19 protein-coding genes and 1 tRNA gene are annotated in these 17,176 nt (G+C 35.0%); 10 read left to right on the top strand and 10 right to left on the bottom strand.

The features are described from left to right. Positions 1-28 precede the first annotated feature (28 nt). From RBH94_RS09710 to RBH94_RS09700, 3 genes are read right to left on the bottom strand one after another with little or no spacing between them, the layout of a single operon-like run. On the bottom strand, positions 29-784 hold the full coding sequence (locus RBH94_RS09710) for a LytTR family DNA-binding domain-containing protein (RefSeq protein WP_307880725.1): 756 nt from the start codon (positions 782-784) through the stop codon (positions 29-31). Between the two features lie 13 nt (positions 785-797). Next, positions 798-2,315, bottom strand: coding sequence for a sensor histidine kinase (locus tag RBH94_RS09705; protein WP_307880724.1), 1,518 nt, complete (start codon positions 2,313-2,315; stop codon positions 798-800). Positions 2,316-2,365: 50 nt separating this feature from the next. Next, positions 2,366-2,785 carry a hypothetical protein gene (locus tag RBH94_RS09700; protein ID WP_307880723.1) on the bottom strand — a complete coding sequence of 140 codons (420 nt, stop codon included), beginning with the start codon at positions 2,783-2,785 and terminating at the stop codon, positions 2,366-2,368. Between the two features lie 316 nt (positions 2,786-3,101). Here RBH94_RS09700 and RBH94_RS09695 point away from each other — a divergent pair, with 316 nt between their 5' ends. After that, positions 3,102-3,743 carry an O-methyltransferase gene (locus RBH94_RS09695; protein WP_307880722.1) on the top strand — a complete coding sequence of 214 codons (642 nt, stop codon included), beginning with the start codon at positions 3,102-3,104 and terminating at the stop codon, positions 3,741-3,743. Positions 3,744-3,886: 143 nt separating this feature from the next. Here RBH94_RS09695 and RBH94_RS09690 read toward each other — a convergent pair whose 3' ends face one another. The 5 genes from RBH94_RS09690 to RBH94_RS09670 all read right to left on the bottom strand — a co-directional run bounded on the left by RBH94_RS09690 (position 3,887) and on the right by RBH94_RS09670 (position 8,966). Beyond that, positions 3,887-4,174: a twin-arginine translocase TatA/TatE family subunit gene (locus RBH94_RS09690; RefSeq protein WP_188224357.1), complete on the bottom strand. Its 288-nt coding sequence runs from the start codon at positions 4,172-4,174 to the stop codon at positions 3,887-3,889. A 114-nt stretch (positions 4,175-4,288) separates the two neighbouring features. Beyond that, positions 4,289-6,595, bottom strand: coding sequence for a M1 family metallopeptidase (locus RBH94_RS09685; protein WP_307880721.1), 2,307 nt, complete (start codon positions 6,593-6,595; stop codon positions 4,289-4,291). Between the two features lie 108 nt (positions 6,596-6,703). Beyond that, positions 6,704-7,207, bottom strand: a complete 504-nt coding sequence (locus RBH94_RS09680; RefSeq protein ID WP_307880720.1) for a DUF6702 family protein — start codon at positions 7,205-7,207, stop codon at positions 6,704-6,706. A gap of 72 nt (positions 7,208-7,279) precedes the next feature. Then, positions 7,280-8,080 carry a carboxypeptidase-like regulatory domain-containing protein gene (locus RBH94_RS09675; protein WP_307880719.1) on the bottom strand — a complete coding sequence of 267 codons (801 nt, stop codon included), beginning with the start codon at positions 8,078-8,080 and terminating at the stop codon, positions 7,280-7,282. 88 nt (positions 8,081-8,168) lie between these two features. Next, entirely contained in the window at positions 8,169-8,966 is a 798-nt protein-coding gene (locus RBH94_RS09670) for a hypothetical protein (protein WP_307880718.1), read from the bottom strand. 173 nt (positions 8,967-9,139) lie between these two features. Between RBH94_RS09670 and pepE the strand changes: the two genes are divergently transcribed. Beyond that, complete coding sequence (pepE, locus tag RBH94_RS09665; protein ID WP_307880717.1) at positions 9,140-9,847, top strand: dipeptidase PepE; 708 nt, start codon at positions 9,140-9,142, stop codon at positions 9,845-9,847. Between the two features lie 136 nt (positions 9,848-9,983). Here pepE and RBH94_RS09660 read toward each other — a convergent pair. After that, a tRNA-Gly gene (locus tag RBH94_RS09660) sits at positions 9,984-10,056 on the bottom strand. 322 nt (positions 10,057-10,378) lie between these two features. On the opposite strand from RBH94_RS09660, the gene RBH94_RS09655 reads away from it, so the two are divergent. Next, positions 10,379-10,834 (top strand): GNAT family N-acetyltransferase, encoded by a 456-nt coding sequence (locus RBH94_RS09655; protein WP_307880716.1) that lies wholly within the window; start codon positions 10,379-10,381, stop codon positions 10,832-10,834. Between the two features lie 42 nt (positions 10,835-10,876). Continuing rightward, on the top strand, positions 10,877-11,644 hold the full coding sequence (locus RBH94_RS09650) for a M48 family metalloprotease (protein WP_307880715.1): 768 nt from the start codon (positions 10,877-10,879) through the stop codon (positions 11,642-11,644). Between the two features lie 64 nt (positions 11,645-11,708). Here RBH94_RS09650 and RBH94_RS09645 read toward each other — a convergent pair whose 3' ends face one another. Next, entirely contained in the window at positions 11,709-12,095 is a 387-nt protein-coding gene (locus tag RBH94_RS09645) for an ankyrin repeat domain-containing protein (protein WP_307880714.1), read from the bottom strand. A 252-nt stretch (positions 12,096-12,347) separates the two neighbouring features. Between RBH94_RS09645 and gpmI the strand changes: the two genes are divergently transcribed. From gpmI to RBH94_RS09615, 6 genes are all read left to right on the top strand, one after another. Then, complete coding sequence (gene gpmI, locus RBH94_RS09640; RefSeq protein WP_307880713.1) at positions 12,348-13,865, top strand: 2,3-bisphosphoglycerate-independent phosphoglycerate mutase; 1,518 nt, start codon at positions 12,348-12,350, stop codon at positions 13,863-13,865. 52 nt (positions 13,866-13,917) lie between these two features. After that, a complete protein-coding gene (locus tag RBH94_RS09635; protein ID WP_307880712.1) occupies positions 13,918-14,322 on the top strand; it encodes a BT0820 family HAD-type phosphatase in 405 nt (134 codons plus the stop codon). An 89-nt stretch (positions 14,323-14,411) separates the two neighbouring features. Then, positions 14,412-15,230 (top strand): type I methionyl aminopeptidase, encoded by an 819-nt coding sequence (gene map, locus RBH94_RS09630; RefSeq protein ID WP_307880711.1) that lies wholly within the window; start codon positions 14,412-14,414, stop codon positions 15,228-15,230. A gap of 1 nt (position 15,231) precedes the next feature. After that, a complete protein-coding gene (locus RBH94_RS09625) occupies positions 15,232-16,014 on the top strand; it encodes a DUF3050 domain-containing protein (RefSeq protein ID WP_307880710.1) in 783 nt (260 codons plus the stop codon). A 5-nt stretch (positions 16,015-16,019) separates the two neighbouring features. After that, positions 16,020-16,784 (top strand): class I SAM-dependent methyltransferase, encoded by a 765-nt coding sequence (locus tag RBH94_RS09620; protein WP_307880709.1) that lies wholly within the window; start codon positions 16,020-16,022, stop codon positions 16,782-16,784. An 11-nt stretch (positions 16,785-16,795) separates the two neighbouring features. Beyond that, the gene (locus RBH94_RS09615; protein ID WP_307880708.1) at positions 16,796-17,164 is read left to right on the top strand and encodes a DUF423 domain-containing protein; all 369 of its coding nucleotides are present in this window, start codon (positions 16,796-16,798) and stop codon (positions 17,162-17,164) included. The last annotated feature ends 12 nt before the right edge of the window (positions 17,165-17,176 follow it).

Raw genomic sequence — 17,176 nt, 5'->3', positions numbered from 1 at the left:
AAAGCTGGTTTAAACCAGCTTTTTTTATTTAAACCTCTATCCAATCTTTTATCGCCTGTAAATAACTTCTTCCTGAAGTAATTTGCGATAAACCTTTATTATTGAGTTTAATCGTATAACGGCTATTAAAATATTTTTGCACCTCTTCAACATGTTCGGTATTGATGATAATACTTCTGTGGACTCGCAAAAAATAATCAGGAAGTTTATCTTCCAATTTGGTTAAAGATTGTTCGGTTAAAAATTTTCCTTTTGAAGTGTGAACAGAAACATAACGTTCATCCGACTCAAAATAAGTAACATCTTCCAGTTTTATAAACATTAGTTTTTCATCCTTTTTTACCGTTAGTGAGGTCATTACTTTTTCGTCCTTCTTTTCGGTTAAGGTTTTAACCAAGTCTAAAAGTTGATGCGTTTCATATGGGGTTGTTCTAAACCGTTTTAATTTTTCAATAGTTTTTTCTAAACGTTCTAAACGCACGGGTTTTACTAAATAATCAACGCTGTTGGTTTCAAACGCCTGAAGCGAATATTGGTCGTAAGCCGTACAAAACACCACCATAGGCATATGCGTTAATTTTTCTAACAATTGAAAACCTGTCAAACCAGGCATTTCAATATCTAAAAAAATCAAATCTGGTTTTAGCGTATTAATCAACTCTTGAGCTTCTACTCCCGATTGAGCTTCGGCAATAATGACGATGTCGTTTGAAAAATGAGATAACAGTTTTTTTAATCGCAATCGTGCTGGCGGTTCGTCGTCTATTATAATCGTTCTAAACATGTTATTCATTTTTTTAATCCTTTTGATTGATACTGATACAAATTTGTTTTTCAGGAGTGTTACTCCAACTTAATTGCGCTTGATTGCTATAACTAAGCTCCAGCAAATCATAAACCGATTGTAAACCGTGCCCGCTGACTAAACCACCTGGGAACTCAGGCCCGTTATCGGTTACTTTTATAATGATTTGGTGGTTTTCCTGTTTTATATGTAAACCAATAAGCGCATTATCCTGAACTTTAGACGCACCATGTTTTACTGCATTTTCTAATAGCGGTTGAATTAAAAATCGAGGTATTTCAACATCTTGTAAACTTTCGTCGCATTCAATATTGAATTGTAAACGTTCGCCAAACCGAATTTGCTCAACTTCCAGATAATTATTAACCATTTCCAGTTCGTCTTTTATGCTGCTAAACTTTTCGCCTTTTCGGTTTATGGTGTATTTAAACAAATCGGAAAGCGCTAAGGCCATATGTTCGGTTTTTTCGCCATCTAATGTTGCCAGCCCAGCAATAGAATTTAAAGCATTGTATAAAAAGTGCGGGTTAATTTGAGAATGCAACAATTTTACCTGAGCATTGGCATTGAGTTCTCTTAGTTTTGTTAACTCTAAATCTTTTTGTTTGACTAAGTTTTCTGAGAAATGATTTAGGTAAATAAGGAGGCCTCTTCCTAACGCTAAAACGATAGTTAAAATAAAAGTTGGCAAATAAAACTCTACAAAACCACCACTCTTATCATTATCTAAATTTTTAAGAATTAAAATTATAGCAATTGGAAAATTGAACACGATAAACGTTAACACCACCTTAGAAATTAATTTCAAGGCAAAAGGGTTTAATTTATCTATTAAAAACTTTTCTATTATTAAAAAAAACAACGCACTTAATAAGGAAAATAGAATTGTAAAAAGCCATACATAAGTAAATATTTCAAGTGGAAGGTCGCTCCTTAATTGAGTTAAAGCATTTAAAATAACAACAACATCTACATAACAAAAAAGTATAACTGTAATCGGAACTAAATAGTCTAAATATCGGTATTTAAACTTGGATTTTTTATAAAAACTAACATAGAAAAGAAAAATAAAAACTGTAAACGCTATAACTAAGGCCCAAACTTTTTTTGCTGTAAAATCTTTATTAATAAAATTATTAGAATAAGCCCAAGTATATCTCGAATTTAGGTAGTTTTTAAATTGTTTAATAAAATCCTCTTCATAAAGTTTCTTCAATAAAAATTTGTCTGCGGTAGATAATTGGCTATTTCCTGGTTTATATGATTGCGTATAAAAAACGCCAACAGGCTCATTCTCATTATATCTTACATCTTTATATGGAAATATATAACATAAAGTTCTAAGCATTTCATATTTAATAAATGTTTTTCGTTTTTCAAACGGTAAGTCATTCCTTAAATCAAACCAAACCATATTGGGGAAGGAGATATAATGCTCCTTTCTTGGTGGATTTGTTCGCTCGATACTACTACCATCATCTAACAATGTCTTTATTCTTTCTCTATACACCCATTTTTCATTACCAAGGTCTTTGAATTGTAACCGAACAGTAATTAAATTTAATTCATCAAAAGGAATGTCTTTTCCGGAAAATTCATTCTTCTGTTTTCAGGTTTAAAGCGTTCGATCCTTAAATCATCTAAAGACTTTCCTATATAATTAGAAAATATATCTATTGTTCTATTGGGAATAATTTCTCGAAGTTCATCAATAACCTCTTTAACGATTAAACTATCTTCTATTGTTGCAGATTTAATATCAAATAAAATTGGATAATGCTTGTTTTGGTAATCTATCTTATAAACAAACTCTTCTTCTCCTTTTCCGCTGAACAAACGCTCTTTAATGTATTCCCAGTTATAATCTAATGGAGCATTCGGTTTCCTAAACCGTTCGGAGTCATTCCAAGATTTGGAATCTTTTAAAACAAAAACAGGAACAGCTAAAAGTATAGCGAGTAGTAGGATAAGTTTCTTCATGGTTGTAAATTTAAATATTTCTGCGCCAAAGAAAACTTACATGTGTAGCTTTTAAAAGAATATTCGGATGAACTGCACATACAAGTTTTAAACTGCATTTACCTTTACAAAAACCTAATTTAGATTAACGTCTCGATACAAACTTTTCTCATTTTCAATCGAAAAATCCACTCGACGTGACCTGAGGTCTTTTTTAGTTTAGAGTATCGTCAGTTCGAGTGGTTTTTGAGGTACGAAAAAATTGTATCGAGAACTTAATATGCTTCAATTTCACTCAAAAAAACTATTTTTGCAATCTCTTTTAAAAAACGTCAATATGTATTTTTTACCTGAAGATTTAGACGATTACGTTGTTACACATTCTGAAAACGAACCAGAATTATTGCAGCAGCTCACCCGTGAAACTTACCAAAAAATATTGCAGCCTATTATGCTTAGCGGTCCTTATCAAGGGCGTGTACTAAGTATGATTTCTAAACTGGTACGCCCTAAAAACATATTGGAATTAGGGACTTTTACAGGGTATGCGACGCTTTGTCTGGCTGAAGGTGTTCAAAAAGATGGTGAAGTCCACACGATTGATGTGAATGAGGAACTGGTCGATTTTCAGCGCAAATATTTTGATAAATCGGAGTACGGCCATCAAATAGTTCAGCATTTAGGGAGTGCGATAGATATTCTCCCTACAATGGACAAAACCTTCGATTTGGTGTTTATTGATGCTGATAAACCTAATTATGTGAATTACTTTCACTTGATTATTGACAAATTAAATCCGGGAGGGATTATCATTTCCGACAACGTGTTGTGGCATGGTAAAGTGGTAGAACCTTTAGACCCTAAAGACCATTCGACCAAAATTGTTTTAGAATATAATACGCTTTTAAAGGAAGACCCACGTATTGAAACAGTATTGTTACCTATTCGGGATGGCTTAACGATTAGCAGGAAGAAATAGAATTTATACTACCTAGACTTTTATTCTCTAAATATCTGATACTCTAAAATTCTAATAAGCGTTAGCGATTGAGGCTTTGTTGGAGCTCCTTGAAAAGAGCGACTGCCGAAAGCGCGACCCTTAGGTAACGCCCAAAAGATTATTTACATTTTACGTTTTACCGAACCTGCGAAGTCTTCAACATCGTCTTTTACGCTGTCGATTTCCTTTTTAATATCGGTTACAAAGCTGGTATCTATGCCGTTGCTTTCGGCACTTTTAGTGATTTCGTGTTTAATGTCGTTTGTCGCATTTTTAATGGTACGCATCCCCTTACCTAAACCACGAGCAATCTCTGGGAGCTTATCGGCTCCAAACACCATGATAGCAATAAATAGTATGAATGCTATCTCTGCCCCGCTTATGAATAAAAATGTTGTTTGTAGTATCACAGTACAAATATAGGAAGTTGTTAAGCAGATTAAAAAATATTCTTAACGGAAAATGTGTTAAGAGTTTCGTTAAAAAAAGAAAGCCAACACATTCGCGTTGGCTTTTCTTATGATTTATGATTTTATCTTTTGTTTAAACTGATCGAAATCACTTTTAACTTCCTTCTTAGGCCAGATGTTGTTTGTGGTATCGACATCGGCAGTTTCTTCTTTCGGATCGATTTCAATACTTACAATTTCTTTATCTGAAGCAATGGCTTTACTTACTTCGTTATCGTTTAATCTCCAGATTTGTGCCGGGTAAGTCACCGTTTCTGAAGTTCCATCGGCATAGGTATACTTCGCGATAATCGGCATTACCAATCCTCCTGGTTTTTCAAACGTAATGTTATAGAAGTACTTAGGTTCTTTAATGTTTTTACGCTCCTCCGGCGTAAAGTTGTCCATTAAATATTCTTTAAGCGATGTTGAATTATCAACTAAAGTTCCTTCTTTTAAATCCTCTGAATAATCTTCACTACCTTCTTCTACCATGAATACTAACGGCACTAAGTTATTAACCGAGCCTCCTGATTTTGCCAAATAGTCTTTTATGTATTTGTTAGGTTTTGAAGACACAAAGTATTTTTTAACATCTTTAATACCAATGTCTACCCAATCTGTAGTATAGAACCAACCTCTCCAGTACCAGTCTAAATCGAATGCCGAAGCATCTTCCATGGTTCTGAAGAAATCTTCTGGTGTAGGGTGTTTAAACATCCAACGGTGCGCATATTCTCTAAATGCATAATCGAATAATTCAGGTCCCATAACCGTTTCTCTTAAAATATTTAAGGCCGTGGCTGGTTTACCATACGCATTATTACCAAACTGGTATACGTTAATACCTTTACTCATGATAGGCGCGATAAAATTTTGGTCCCCCCCCATATAAGGTACAATCATTCTTGCAGGTCCGCGATCTGAAGGAAAATCATCATGACCAACAGATAAAGCTGCTGGATATTTTTTACCAAAATCCTGTTCTGCCACATACTGCACAAACGTATTTAAACCTTCGTCCATCCAGGTCCATTGACGCTCGTCGCTGTTTACAATCATAGGGAAGAAATTATGCCCAACCTCGTGAATAATAACGCCCATCATTCCGTATTTTGTACGGTCGCTGTAAGTACCATCAACATTTGGTCTACCGTAGTTCCAACAAATCATTGGGTACTCCATCCCCTGCTCTTTCGCATGAACCGAAATCGCTTTATGATAAGGATAATCAAAAGTCATTCTTGAATAAGACTCTAACGTACTACCAACCACTTTTGTCGACCAGTCTCCCCATAACGGATTTCCTTCTTTGGCATATAACGATACAGCCATCACATCGCGATCTCCGATTTTTACAGCCATCATATCCCAGATATATTTTCTTGACGTTGCAAAAGCAAAATCACGAACATTTTCGGCTTTTAACTTCCACGTTTTTGTGGTTTCAGCAAACTGACTTTCTTTAGCAGCAGCTTCTTCCTGAGTTACAATAACTACTGGTTTGTCGTAAGACTTTTGTGCCTGTTCGTAACGCTCCATCATTTTTTTAGAGAACACTTCTTTTCGATTGGTTAATCGACCGGTTCCATCTAAAATATGATCACTTGGAACAGTAATGTTTACTTCATAATCTCCAAATGGTAAAGCAAACTCCTCACGTCCCCAGAACTGCGTATTTTGCCAGCCTTCAACATCGTTGTAAACCGCCATTCTTGGGAAGAATTGCGCAATAATATAGGTTCTGTTTCCGTCTTTGGGGAAGTACTCGTATCCTGAGCGTCCACGACCATCAACATGGTCGTTAATATTATACCACCATTTTACGTTAAATGAGAATTTATCACCTGTTTCTAAAACTTCAGGTAACTCGATACGCATCATGGTTCTGTTAATCATATAGGTTAATGGATCTCCACTGGTATCTGAAACTTCTTCGATATTAAAACCACCATCGAATGGTTCTTTCATAAAGTTAGAAACAAACTGTGATGGGCGTAACACATCAGACACACCAGAACCTTCTATAAGCGGCGTTTTGGAATCTTTCGCTCTCATGTTCTGATCTAACTGAACCCATAAATATTTTAAATCGTCTGGTGAATTGTTAGTATAAGTAATGGTTTCATACCCTGAAATTGTTTGATTTTTATCGTCTAAAACGATATCCATCTTATAATCGGCTTGTTGCTGATAATAAGCTGTACCGGGAGCCCCAGATGCTGCTCTGTACATGTTAGGGGTTGAAAACTCATCATACAATTGCCTAAACTTATTGGTATTTGTATGCCCTTTTTTAATTTCCTGTTTTTCTTGCTCTTGTGCAAAAGCTGCAGCGGAAACAAAAAAAACAGACAGTAAATAATACTTAAATCTCACCATGTGAATAATGTTAATTTTTAAATGAATTTTAGTTGTGTTAAAAAATCATTAAATGATTATCACAAAAAACGCCAAATTGCAACGAATAATAAAATAAACAACTATTATTTAGTTAAATTTTAACAATACATTTGCCTTTTGTGGAAATAAGATGACGCTTTTTTGTTTTGAATTAATATTGGTCTTAACGATATTCTGTTGCTCACTGAAGACATCAAACAACACTTCGTTAGTAATTTCTATGGTTTCTATATGTTTCACATTTTCAATTTCTAGATAACACTTTGCGATATCTACGTCGTAAGCTTTACCTATAAAATTTAAGTTTGCAGGCTCTCCGTTAATTTTAATAACTAGCTTATCCTTTAAGTATTTTTCCATGTAAGCATCGACAGATTCAGATTCATTTTGTCCTGCCAGTGTTATATTTTCATCGTAACGCTCTCGTAACAGCTTTTCAAAATCATCAATAAATATCCTCGATATAATTTGAACCGATTGCTTCTCTTCTACATAATTTATCTGGGTTACACTAATGTAATATTTATGAACCGCTGTAAATGCGAAAAACGACAATGCGAATGCAAGAAGTGCAGCTTTTATAAATTTCATTTGCTCTATTAAGTTTTATACAAATTACGAATGTAAGTATTTAAATGCTTTCAAAAGGCGTACCAAACCGGATTAATCGTTTCCTTCTGTCCTATTTTGCATATAATCTCTATACTTACTTCTCAAAAATAACAGGATATTAAAATCGGTTTGGTTTTTACAGCGTTTAACAAAGTTAGGCGCATCGGCACAGTAATAGAAAAAATCCATTCTAGACGCTTCTTCTAAAGGATTAGACCTAAAAAAATCGGATGCTAACCGGGCTTTTATATTTCGCATGAGTCTATCTCGTTCCTCGTGATCTACACGAGCTTTAAGCATTTTCGTTCTTCCCGTAATGGCGTTTATTAAAGGATCGAAAGAACCGCCTCCTAAAAGCATACCCAGTATCATTTTAGGTTTAAAATCGCCGGCCTGACTTAGCCGTCGTTCACTTTGAGTTTTCTTTTTTCCAGTATAACCGGGAATACCTACATCGTAAAAATTAATAGGCGCCATACCATCAACATTGCCAATATCAGATAATAAATCTCCTGTTAAAACTTTTCCAACCACAACTTCATCTAACTCATTAACATGCTCTTCTAAAACGACCCGCATCGCCTTAAACAACATGACCTGATGATCTACCACCACATATTTGGTTTGATATTGAACCGACGAAAATTGAATGGTGTCATTGAGTTTGGCCTCAATTTTAAATTCACCAGTAGCATTAGTTATAGTAAATGCCTGTTCTGCTTTGTTAAGCACATGAATATTTTCTACATCTCCCAGACTATTTACCACCCCCGATATTTCAACAGCCTGTGAAAAACCGAAAAAGGTAAAAAGCATGAAACTTAGACCTATAAACTTTTGAACGATTGGCATCAATTTATTTAAAGTCCTAAAGAACGCCTAACATCTCTTAAATAAATTACAAAACGGATTTAAACTTTTGTTAAAAAGGATGTTAAGACTACTTTTCGTTTAAAAAAGCAACGCTTTTAGCATGCAGATGTTCTAAAAACTCCATTTCCTTACCATAACTTAATAAAGAATAATCGAAATCACTAGCCTGTACATAATGAATAAATTCTTCGACACGGTGCTCAGGAATACCAAAATTATCGGTTAGAAACGTAGAACTGAAATAATATTTCACAGACTCAAGAGGCACTTCAGGAATACCTTTTTCTTCTTTTTCAGGAGTTTTTGAACGGAATAACGGCAACAATAATTGATCGACCACATTAACAATATTAAGCCCATTAATCATGGTAATGTGTTGTGTTGGAGTGGCTATATTGTTGACCTGTGTTTGACTATCTGGTTTAAAATCAAACGCCTCCTTATTTTTAATTCCAAAATACAGCGCATCAAGCTTAGGTGTGAATTTTGAAGTCATTTCAATATCAGTTTGTAAATTTCCTGTAAGACTATTGGGCGAAAGAATAATTTCATCAAGCTTATTAATTTCTTCAATTAAAAAGATTTTCATTTGTCTGGACGCAATAATCGCTTCGTTAACTTCAAATTTTAAATTTTCAAATTGCAAAGCACTTACTTCAATTTTATCGTTTAATCGTACATCAATCTTAAACTCCCCTTTTTCATTGGTCACAGCCACTTTATTAGAAGACACATTATAAATTGTTATACCGTAAACGTCGTTACTTTCTACAATAATCTTCCCGTCTACCTCAATACGTTTAAAATCTTGAGAAAATAGGGTAAAACTGCTCACTAATAAAACCAAAAACAGGACTTTCTTCATGGGTTGAAAATTATAGTTTTTTAAAATTCATCTGAAATATCACTTTAACTAATTTCACATCGGTATTACAAGCTCAAAATAACATTTCATTCTTAAAAATAAGACTTTACCTTGAAATTTACTATGAAAACCAACAGAATATTTTGTGTAGTTTTGCCAAATAAAATAAACACATGAAAAATATAATTATTGCCAGTACCTCAACCATACACGGCAGTGGGTATTTAGAATATATATTAGACGAATTATGTATCCTTTTTAAAGAAGCCAACTCCATTTTATTCATCCCCTATGCCAGACCCGGAGGTATTTCGCATGATGCGTATACTGATACTGCAAGAACAGCTTTTGCCAAAATTAACAAAGCGGTTAAAGGCATTCATGAGTATGAAAATCCTGTGGAAGCTGTAACACATGCTGAAGCTATTTTTGTAGGAGGAGGAAATACTTTTGTTTTAACCGATCAGTTATACAGAAACCATTTAATTGAAACCATACGAGAAGCCGTAAAAAGTGGAACACCTTACCTAGGTACAAGTGCCGGAAGTAATATTTGCGGACTTACCATCAGAACGACTAACGATATGCCTATTGTTTATCCACCAAGTTTTAATGCTTTGGCCCTGGTGCCTTTTAATATTAACCCACACTACTTAGACCCTGACACCAATAGTAAACATATGGGTGAAACTAGAGAAACAAGAATTAAGGAATTTCACGGTTTTAATCCACAACCTGTTGTTGGTTTACGTGAAGGAAGCTGGCTACGAGTTTCTGTCGATTCTATTGTTTTAAAAGGGAAGTTAACAGCCCGTATTTTTGAAAAAGGAAAAACTCCATACGAAGCAGAACCTGATACTGAATTAAACACTTTGAAATAAAAAAGCATCCCAAACGGGATGCTTTCACAGGAAGTTATTCTTATTTTTGATTAACACTTAAAAATTAAACTTCTTCCTTTAAATTTTAACAACAAAAAAAAGCCTCGTCTATACCGATGAGGCTTTTCTTTTTTTGAGCGGGAGACCGGGTTCGAACCGGCGACATTCAGCTTGGAAGGCTGACGCTCTACCAACTGAGCTACTCCCGCATTGCGGTTGCAAATATATAAAAACCATTGAGTATTTCACAAATAAAAAATGTAACTTTTTTAAAAATTTTTCAATTAAAAAATTAAGCCCTTGATTTTGAATTCTTTTTGAAATAAAAAAAGTTCATCACAGCCTTTCATCTGAGTAAATTCGAGGTTTCAATGGTCTTTTCAAACTTAAATATTGCCCGAAAAATCATCATTCAATGTTTATATTAACAAATCTCTCTCAATATTTCCCACGATTTAAATAATTTCAATCTGAGAAAAGGTTCTGAGTTTTAATTTTGTTTAAGTTTGACTGAACAGATAATTACAATCCATGACTGAGCAACTGAATTATAACATTAGAATTATTGATGCCTCTGAAACAATTCCGGTTCGCCACCCTGTTTTAAGACCAGGCAAACCCATTGAATCCTGTAATTTTGACGGAGACGACCTAGAAACTACATTTCATCTTGGAATTTATTTAAACAATCAAATTGTTGGCGTAGTATCGTATTTTAAAAATTGTAACGATTTGCTAACCGAAAGCTCGCAGTACCAACTTAGAGGCATGGCTGTTTTAGAAGATTTTCAAGGCAAAGGGCTAGGTAATTTATTAGTTCAGCAAGGAGATTTGTTATTAAAGGAAAGACATATTAAAACACTTTGGTGTAATGCTCGTGAAGTTGCTACTACGTTTTACCAAAAGAATGACTTTACTATTATTGGAGATCCGTTCAACATCAAAGACATTGGTCTCCACTATGTGATGTACAAAACATTGACCTAAACTTAATTTTTGTAACTTTAATTATCTTCAATTTACTTAAAAATGAGAAGTAGAAATTTTAAATTCCGATTACTAATTGGCGTAGCAATTGCCTTGTTTTTTGTCGTTAAACGTTGTAGCCAACAAGAAGTGAACCCCTATACTGGTCGAACCCAAACCATATCAATGTCTGCCGATAAAGAAATAGCCATAGGTTTACAAAGCGCTCCGCAAATGGCACAACAATACGGAGGGTTACATCCCAACAACCAATTCCAGGCTTTGGTAGATAATGTTGGCAATAAACTTGTGAATAATAGCATTGCCAAAGAAACACCATACCAATACGAATTTCATCTACTTAACGACCAGAATACCATTAACGCCTTTGCTCTTCCGGGCGGACAAATATTTATTACTTATGCTCTATTTTCGAAGTTAGAAAATGAAGACCAGTTGGCGGGTGTACTTGGTCATGAAATAGGCCATGTTCTTGGTCGTCATAGTGCCGAACGCATTGCCGAAACCGAATACTGGCAAGGCTTAGCAACCGCGGGTTCGGTTGGCGCCGATATTGGAGACATGGTTGGTAGTATTGGTCAAAACACCTTACTCACCAACGGTCGAGGCGATGAACTAGAAAGTGACGACTTGGGTGTCAGATTTATGATAGATGCGGGCTACAACCCTGAAGAAATGATTGGTGTTATGGAAATTTTAAAAGCTGCTGCGGGCCCAAACCGAGTTCCTGAATTTCAAAGCACACATCCCGATCCCGATAATCGCATTGAGAAAATACAAGAAGCCATCAAAAAATATAAAAACCAGTAATAAAAAAAGCCCTGTAAAAACAGGGCTTTTTTGAGTGACTAACTCAAATAATTAAGTGCTATAATTATTTTTTTGATAATGCCATATCAATAACTTGTTGCGCATCTTTAGCGCCGTGTAATTCGGCATATTTTTTTGCTGTATAACCTTTTCCACATTTTGCTTTTAGGTCTGCGCCTTCAGTAATTAAAAGTTGTAAAATTTCAACACGGTTATATTTAGCAGCATACATAGCCGGCGTCATACCGTTAGATTTTTGGTTAACGTCTTCGCCTCTGGCTATTAATTTTTTAACGGTAACAATATCGCCTTTAGCGATCGATACACAAAAAGAGTTTACTTTAAAATACGTTACTTTGTTTGTTGCAACGTTAGGTTCGATTGTTTTTGCATTTACTGATGCTACTGATAAACATAATGCAATTGCTGAAAGAATGATTGTTTTTTTCATGATGAAAGAATTTTGATTTGATTAATGATTTTGTTTTTTGATTATATCTAATAGACGACGGTAAGTAACATATGTTACATTAAAACCATTCTTTTCTGCATTTTTAACATATAATTCACATTTCTTTAACGGAATCCATTTTTTTTAAATATCCTTCAAAAAAGCTCTAAAACAGGATGTTTTTAAGCCATTTCACCTTCTTTTTTTTAACAAACTTCAGTATATTTGATAGCTGAAAAAATTACACATATAATGAACAAAAAAGTTATCTTAATGATACTTGACGGATGGGGAAATTCTCCAGATCCTAAAGTTTCTGCAATCGACAATGCCAATACACCTTTTATAGATTCTCTTTATACAAAATACCCTTACGCTACCTTACGTACCGATGGTTTACACGTGGGCTTACCTGAAGGGCAGATGGGAAATAGTGAGGTAGGACACATGAATTTAGGTGCCGGACGCATTGTATATCAAGATTTAGTAAAAGTTAATTTAGCTGTTGAAAACAAAACCTTAAATACCGAAAAAGTATTAGTTGATGCTTTCGAATACGCTAAAACAAATAATAAAGACGTTCACTTTTTAGGCTTATTAAGTGATGGTGGGGTTCACTCTCACATAAAGCACCTTTTCGGATTAATTGATGCTGCCGATGAATATGGTTTAGAACACACCTACATCCATGCCTTTACCGATGGACGTGATGTAGATCCTAAATCTGGATTCGGGTTTTTAACCGAATTAGAATCTCACTTAGAAAAATCCTCTGCAAAATTAGCTACCGTAACAGGAAGGTATTATGCAATGGATAGAGATAAACGTTGGGAACGTGTTAAATTAGCTTTCGATGCTATGGTAAATGGTGTTGGTGAGAAATCAACAAACGTAACCGAGACAGTTCAAAAAAATTATAACGACGATATTACCGATGAGTTCATTAAGCCAATCATTATGACTGGTGCAGATGGCGCGCCGGTTACAAAAATAAAAGATGGCGATGTCGTGATCTTCTTTAACTTTAGAACCGATCGTGGTCGTGAGTTAACCGAAGCGTTGTCTCAAACCGATTTCCACGAACAAAATATGCACAAGTTAAATCTGCATTATGTAACGCTTACCAATTACGACGACACATATAAAAATGTTAATGTAATTTTTAACAAAGACAACTTATCGGATACTTTAGGTGAAGTTTTAGCTAAAAATGGTAAAAAGCAAATCCGTATAGCAGAAACTGAAAAATATCCACACGTTACCTTCTTCTTCTCTGGTGGTCAGGAAAAAGAATTCGACGGTGAAACACGTATTTTAAGAAATTCACCAAAAGTCGCTACATACGATTTACAGCCGGAAATGAGTGCTTACGAATTACGAGATGCCTTAGTTCCTGAATTAGAAAAAGGCGATGTAGATTTCGTGTGTTTAAACTTCGCGAATGGTGATATGGTTGGCCATACCGGTGTTATGGAAGCAGCTATTAAAGCCTGTGAAGCGGTTGACGAATGTGTTAAAGATGTAGTAACAACAGCACTTGATAACGGTTACACCACTTTAATGATTGCCGATCACGGAAATTGTGAAACCATGATTAACCCTGACGGCACACCTAACACAGCACATACTACAAATCCGGTTCCTGTGGTTTTAATAGACAAGGATTTAAAATCTATTAAAGATGGTATTTTAGGTGATATGGCGCCTACCATTTTAAAATTAATGGGTGTTGAGCAGCCAGCTGCGATGACACAGCATTCTTTAGTTTAAATTCTTTAATTAAAATTGTACATTTGTTTGAAACAACAAGTCTATAATCTTAATGAATTTAAACACGCAACTTATTATAGCTGTCGATTTTGACGGCACCATAGTTGAAGATGCTTATCCAAATATAGGAAAGCCGATGCTTTTTGCTTTTGAAACCTTAAAAATGCTTCAAAACAAAGGCCATCGGCTTATTTTATGGACTTATCGTCACGGCAGTAAATTAGACGACGCCGTTAATTTTTGTAAAGACCACGGCGTAACATTTTATGCCGTAAACAAAAGTTATCCTGAGGAAGAATTCAACAATGCTTCAAGCCGAAAAATCCACGCCGATTTATTTATCGACGATAGAAATATTGGAGGCTTTCCGGGTTGGGGAGAAATTTATCAAATGGTAACCAACACCAAACCTCAAGAAGAAGAAAAAAAGAAAGGCTTTTTCAAGATTTTCAAATAATCTAGCATAATTCAAACTGTTAATTATTCCTTTCATTTAAAAGGCATTCCCACTATTTTAAGTATCTTTGCCCATATTTTTTTTGACACATGATTCATATTAAAACCAGAGAAGAAATTGAATTAATGCGCGAAAGTGCTTTAATCGTATCTAAAACTTTAGGAGAAGTTGCTAAAGCCGTAAAACCAGGTGTATCGACATTACAGCTAGATAAAATTGCAGAAGAATGCATTAGAGATCATGGTGCTATCCCGGGGTTTTTAGGATTATACGATTTTCCGAACACCCTTTGTATGAGTCCTAACTCACAAGTGGTTCACGGTATTCCTAATAACGATCCGCTTCAGGAAGGCGATATTATTTCAATTGACTGTGGTGCATTAAAAAATGGCTTTTACGGTGATCATGCGTATACCTTTGCTGTTGGAGAGATTGACCCTGAAACTGAAAAATTACTTCAGGTTACCAAAGAATCGCTTTATGTAGGTATTCGCGAATTCAAAAAAAATAATCGTGTTGGAGATGTAGGCTATGCCATTCAAAAATACTGCGAAGATCATGGTTATGGTGTTGTTCGCGAATTGGTTGGTCACGGATTAGGTAAAAAAATGCACGAAGACCCAGAAATGCCTAACTACGGTAAACGTGGTCGCGGTAAAAAATTTGCGGAAGGTATGGTTGTAGCTATCGAACCAATGATTAACCTAGGAACACATCGTATACAACAACACAGAGACGGCTGGACGATTACTACTTTAGACAATAAACCAAGTGCGCACTTTGAACACGATGTAGCCATTGTGGATGGTAAGCCCGAATTACTTTCAACTTTTGCTTATATCTATGATGCTTTAGGCATCACATCAAACGAAGAAGACGAATTCAGACAAAACGCATTAGTTCTTTAACATGAACCAAATTGAACGTATTGAACAAGAACTTGAGCCTTTAAGAGCTCAGTTAAACAATCATAAATTATATAGCGCCCTAAACGCTATAGACGATGTTAAAATATTTATGGAGCAGCACGTTTTTGCTGTTTGGGATTTTATGTCGTTACTAAAGTCGCTTCAAAATCAATTAACCACTACTACACTGCCTTGGGTACCCGCGACAAATCCAGCAACCTCAAGATTTATAAATGAGATTGTATTAGGTGAAGAAAGTGATGTTAACGAACTTGGCGAGCCTAAGAGTCATTACGAAATGTACTTAGATGCCATGCTTCAGGTTGGCGCCAGCACAAAACAGATAAATACATTTATCGATTTCATAAAAGAAGGACTTTCAATTACCGATGCAGGTTTAAAAGCAAAACTAGAAGCTGAAACCTTAAATTTCATTCAGTTTTCTTTTGATGTTATTGATACACAAAAACCTCATGTGATTGCTTCTGCATTTACTTTTGGGCGAGAAGATGTGATTCCGGATATGTTCTTTCAAATTATAAATCAGTCGAAAACCGAAGATAACACCTATAGTAAACTCACTTACTATTTAAATCGTCATATTGAATTAGATGGTGATGAACACGGCCCGCTATCTTTAAAAATGATTGAAGAATTATGTAAAGAAGATGATAAAAAGTGGGATGAAGCTTTAGCAACTGCAAAGCAAGCTTTAGAACACCGCATCGCGCTTTGGGACAGCATTGCTGCCTTAATTCAAACCAATCGTTTAGTTGAAGCCTAACGCCTTTGAAAAAGCTTTTTAAAATACTTCTGAATATTATTCCTCGACCTTTATTAATCAGGTTAAGTTATATTATTCGCCCGGTTCTAGCTTTCTTTTTACGAGGAAAAAATTTTATCGACCCTATTGACGATAAAGGATTCAGAACCTTTTTACCTTATGGTTATGGCACGCAACGTAATAATGTATTATCGCCTTCAACATTGAGTTTAGAGCGTCATAGGTTATTATGGTTATACCTGAACAAAGAAACCAATTTCTTTACTGAGAATTTAAAAGTTCTACACTTTGCTCCAGAACAATGCTTTTTAAAACGTTTTAGAAGGTTAAAAAACTTAAATTATACCACTACCGATTTATTATCCCCCATTGCTGATGTAAAAGCCGACATCTGCGATTTACCATTTCAGCATAATGAATTTGATGTTATTTTATGCAATCATGTTTTAGAGCATATTCCAGACGATACTAAAGCCATGCAGGAGTTATATCGTGTAATGAAGCCAGGCGGCTGGGGAATATTTCAGATTCCACAGGATTTAAGTCGTGAAGTAACATTTGAAGACGATACCATTACAGACAAAAAAGAACGCGCTAAAATCTTCGGACAATACGACCATGTTCGTGTGTATGGTCGTGATTATTTCAACAAATTACGTTCCATTGGTTTTACGGTTGAAGAAACTAATTACACGAAAAATTTATCAGAACAAGATATTGAAACCTACTGTTTAGCCAAAGGCGAAATTATCCCTGTGGTTAGAAAGTAAAACTAAATAAAATGGCACAGCAATATTTTATAATTACAGGCGCTTTGTATGGCATGCTATCAGTAATATTTGGAGCATTCGGCGCCCATGCTTTAAAAAAAATAATATCAGAAAGCGAACTATTAATAAGTTTTGAAACAGGTGTTAAATATCAAATGTATCACGCCATAGTTCTTCTAGTTTTAGGTCTAAACAACTTTAATAATTCAACCATTTACTGGTGTTTTACTATCGGCATATTACTATTTTCCTTCAGTATTTATGGTCTGGTATTAAGCAGTACAAAAGGTAAAAAACTAAAGTTTCTAGGCCCTATCACTCCTCTTGGCGGTTTGCTTTTTGTCATAGGGTGGTTACTAATTTTATTACAAACTTTATAAAAAAAGGGAAGC

Source organism: Aestuariibaculum sp. YM273, from assembly GCF_030908365.1.
GTDB lineage: Bacteria > Bacteroidota > Bacteroidia > Flavobacteriales > Flavobacteriaceae > Aestuariibaculum > Aestuariibaculum marinum.
Note: the sequence above shows the minus strand (reverse complement) of the source record. Positions and strands in the feature narration are given on the sequence as shown.

What these genes read in the sequence shown, in the direction of transcription:
- RBH94_RS09625 (WP_307880710.1), top strand. Translation starts at nt 15,232, where the DNA reads ATGAACCAAATTGAACGTATTGAACAAGAACTTGAGCCTTTAAGAGCT.
- map (WP_307880711.1), top strand. Translation starts at nt 14,412, where the DNA reads ATGATTCATATTAAAACCAGAGAAGAAATTGAATTAATGCGCGAAAGT.
- RBH94_RS09685 (WP_307880721.1), bottom strand. Translation starts at nt 6,595, where the DNA reads ATGGTGAGATTTAAGTATTATTTACTGTCTGTTTTTTTTGTTTCCGCT.
- RBH94_RS09655 (WP_307880716.1), top strand. Translation starts at nt 10,379, where the DNA reads ATGACTGAGCAACTGAATTATAACATTAGAATTATTGATGCCTCTGAA.
- RBH94_RS09700 (WP_307880723.1), bottom strand. Translation starts at nt 2,785, where the DNA reads ATGAAGAAACTTATCCTACTACTCGCTATACTTTTAGCTGTTCCTGTT.
- RBH94_RS09710 (WP_307880725.1), bottom strand. Translation starts at nt 784, where the DNA reads ATGTTTAGAACGATTATAATAGACGACGAACCGCCAGCACGATTGCGA.
- RBH94_RS09695 (WP_307880722.1), top strand. Translation starts at nt 3,102, where the DNA reads ATGTATTTTTTACCTGAAGATTTAGACGATTACGTTGTTACACATTCT.
- RBH94_RS09615 (WP_307880708.1), top strand. Translation starts at nt 16,796, where the DNA reads ATGGCACAGCAATATTTTATAATTACAGGCGCTTTGTATGGCATGCTA.
- RBH94_RS09645 (WP_307880714.1), bottom strand. Translation starts at nt 12,095, where the DNA reads ATGAAAAAAACAATCATTCTTTCAGCAATTGCATTATGTTTATCAGTA.
- RBH94_RS09650 (WP_307880715.1), top strand. Translation starts at nt 10,877, where the DNA reads ATGAGAAGTAGAAATTTTAAATTCCGATTACTAATTGGCGTAGCAATT.
- RBH94_RS09675 (WP_307880719.1), bottom strand. Translation starts at nt 8,080, where the DNA reads ATGCCAATCGTTCAAAAGTTTATAGGTCTAAGTTTCATGCTTTTTACC.
- RBH94_RS09680 (WP_307880720.1), bottom strand. Translation starts at nt 7,207, where the DNA reads ATGAAATTTATAAAAGCTGCACTTCTTGCATTCGCATTGTCGTTTTTC.
- RBH94_RS09635 (WP_307880712.1), top strand. Translation starts at nt 13,918, where the DNA reads ATGAATTTAAACACGCAACTTATTATAGCTGTCGATTTTGACGGCACC.
- gpmI (WP_307880713.1), top strand. Translation starts at nt 12,348, where the DNA reads ATGAACAAAAAAGTTATCTTAATGATACTTGACGGATGGGGAAATTCT.
- pepE (WP_307880717.1), top strand. Translation starts at nt 9,140, where the DNA reads ATGAAAAATATAATTATTGCCAGTACCTCAACCATACACGGCAGTGGG.
- RBH94_RS09670 (WP_307880718.1), bottom strand. Translation starts at nt 8,966, where the DNA reads ATGAAGAAAGTCCTGTTTTTGGTTTTATTAGTGAGCAGTTTTACCCTA.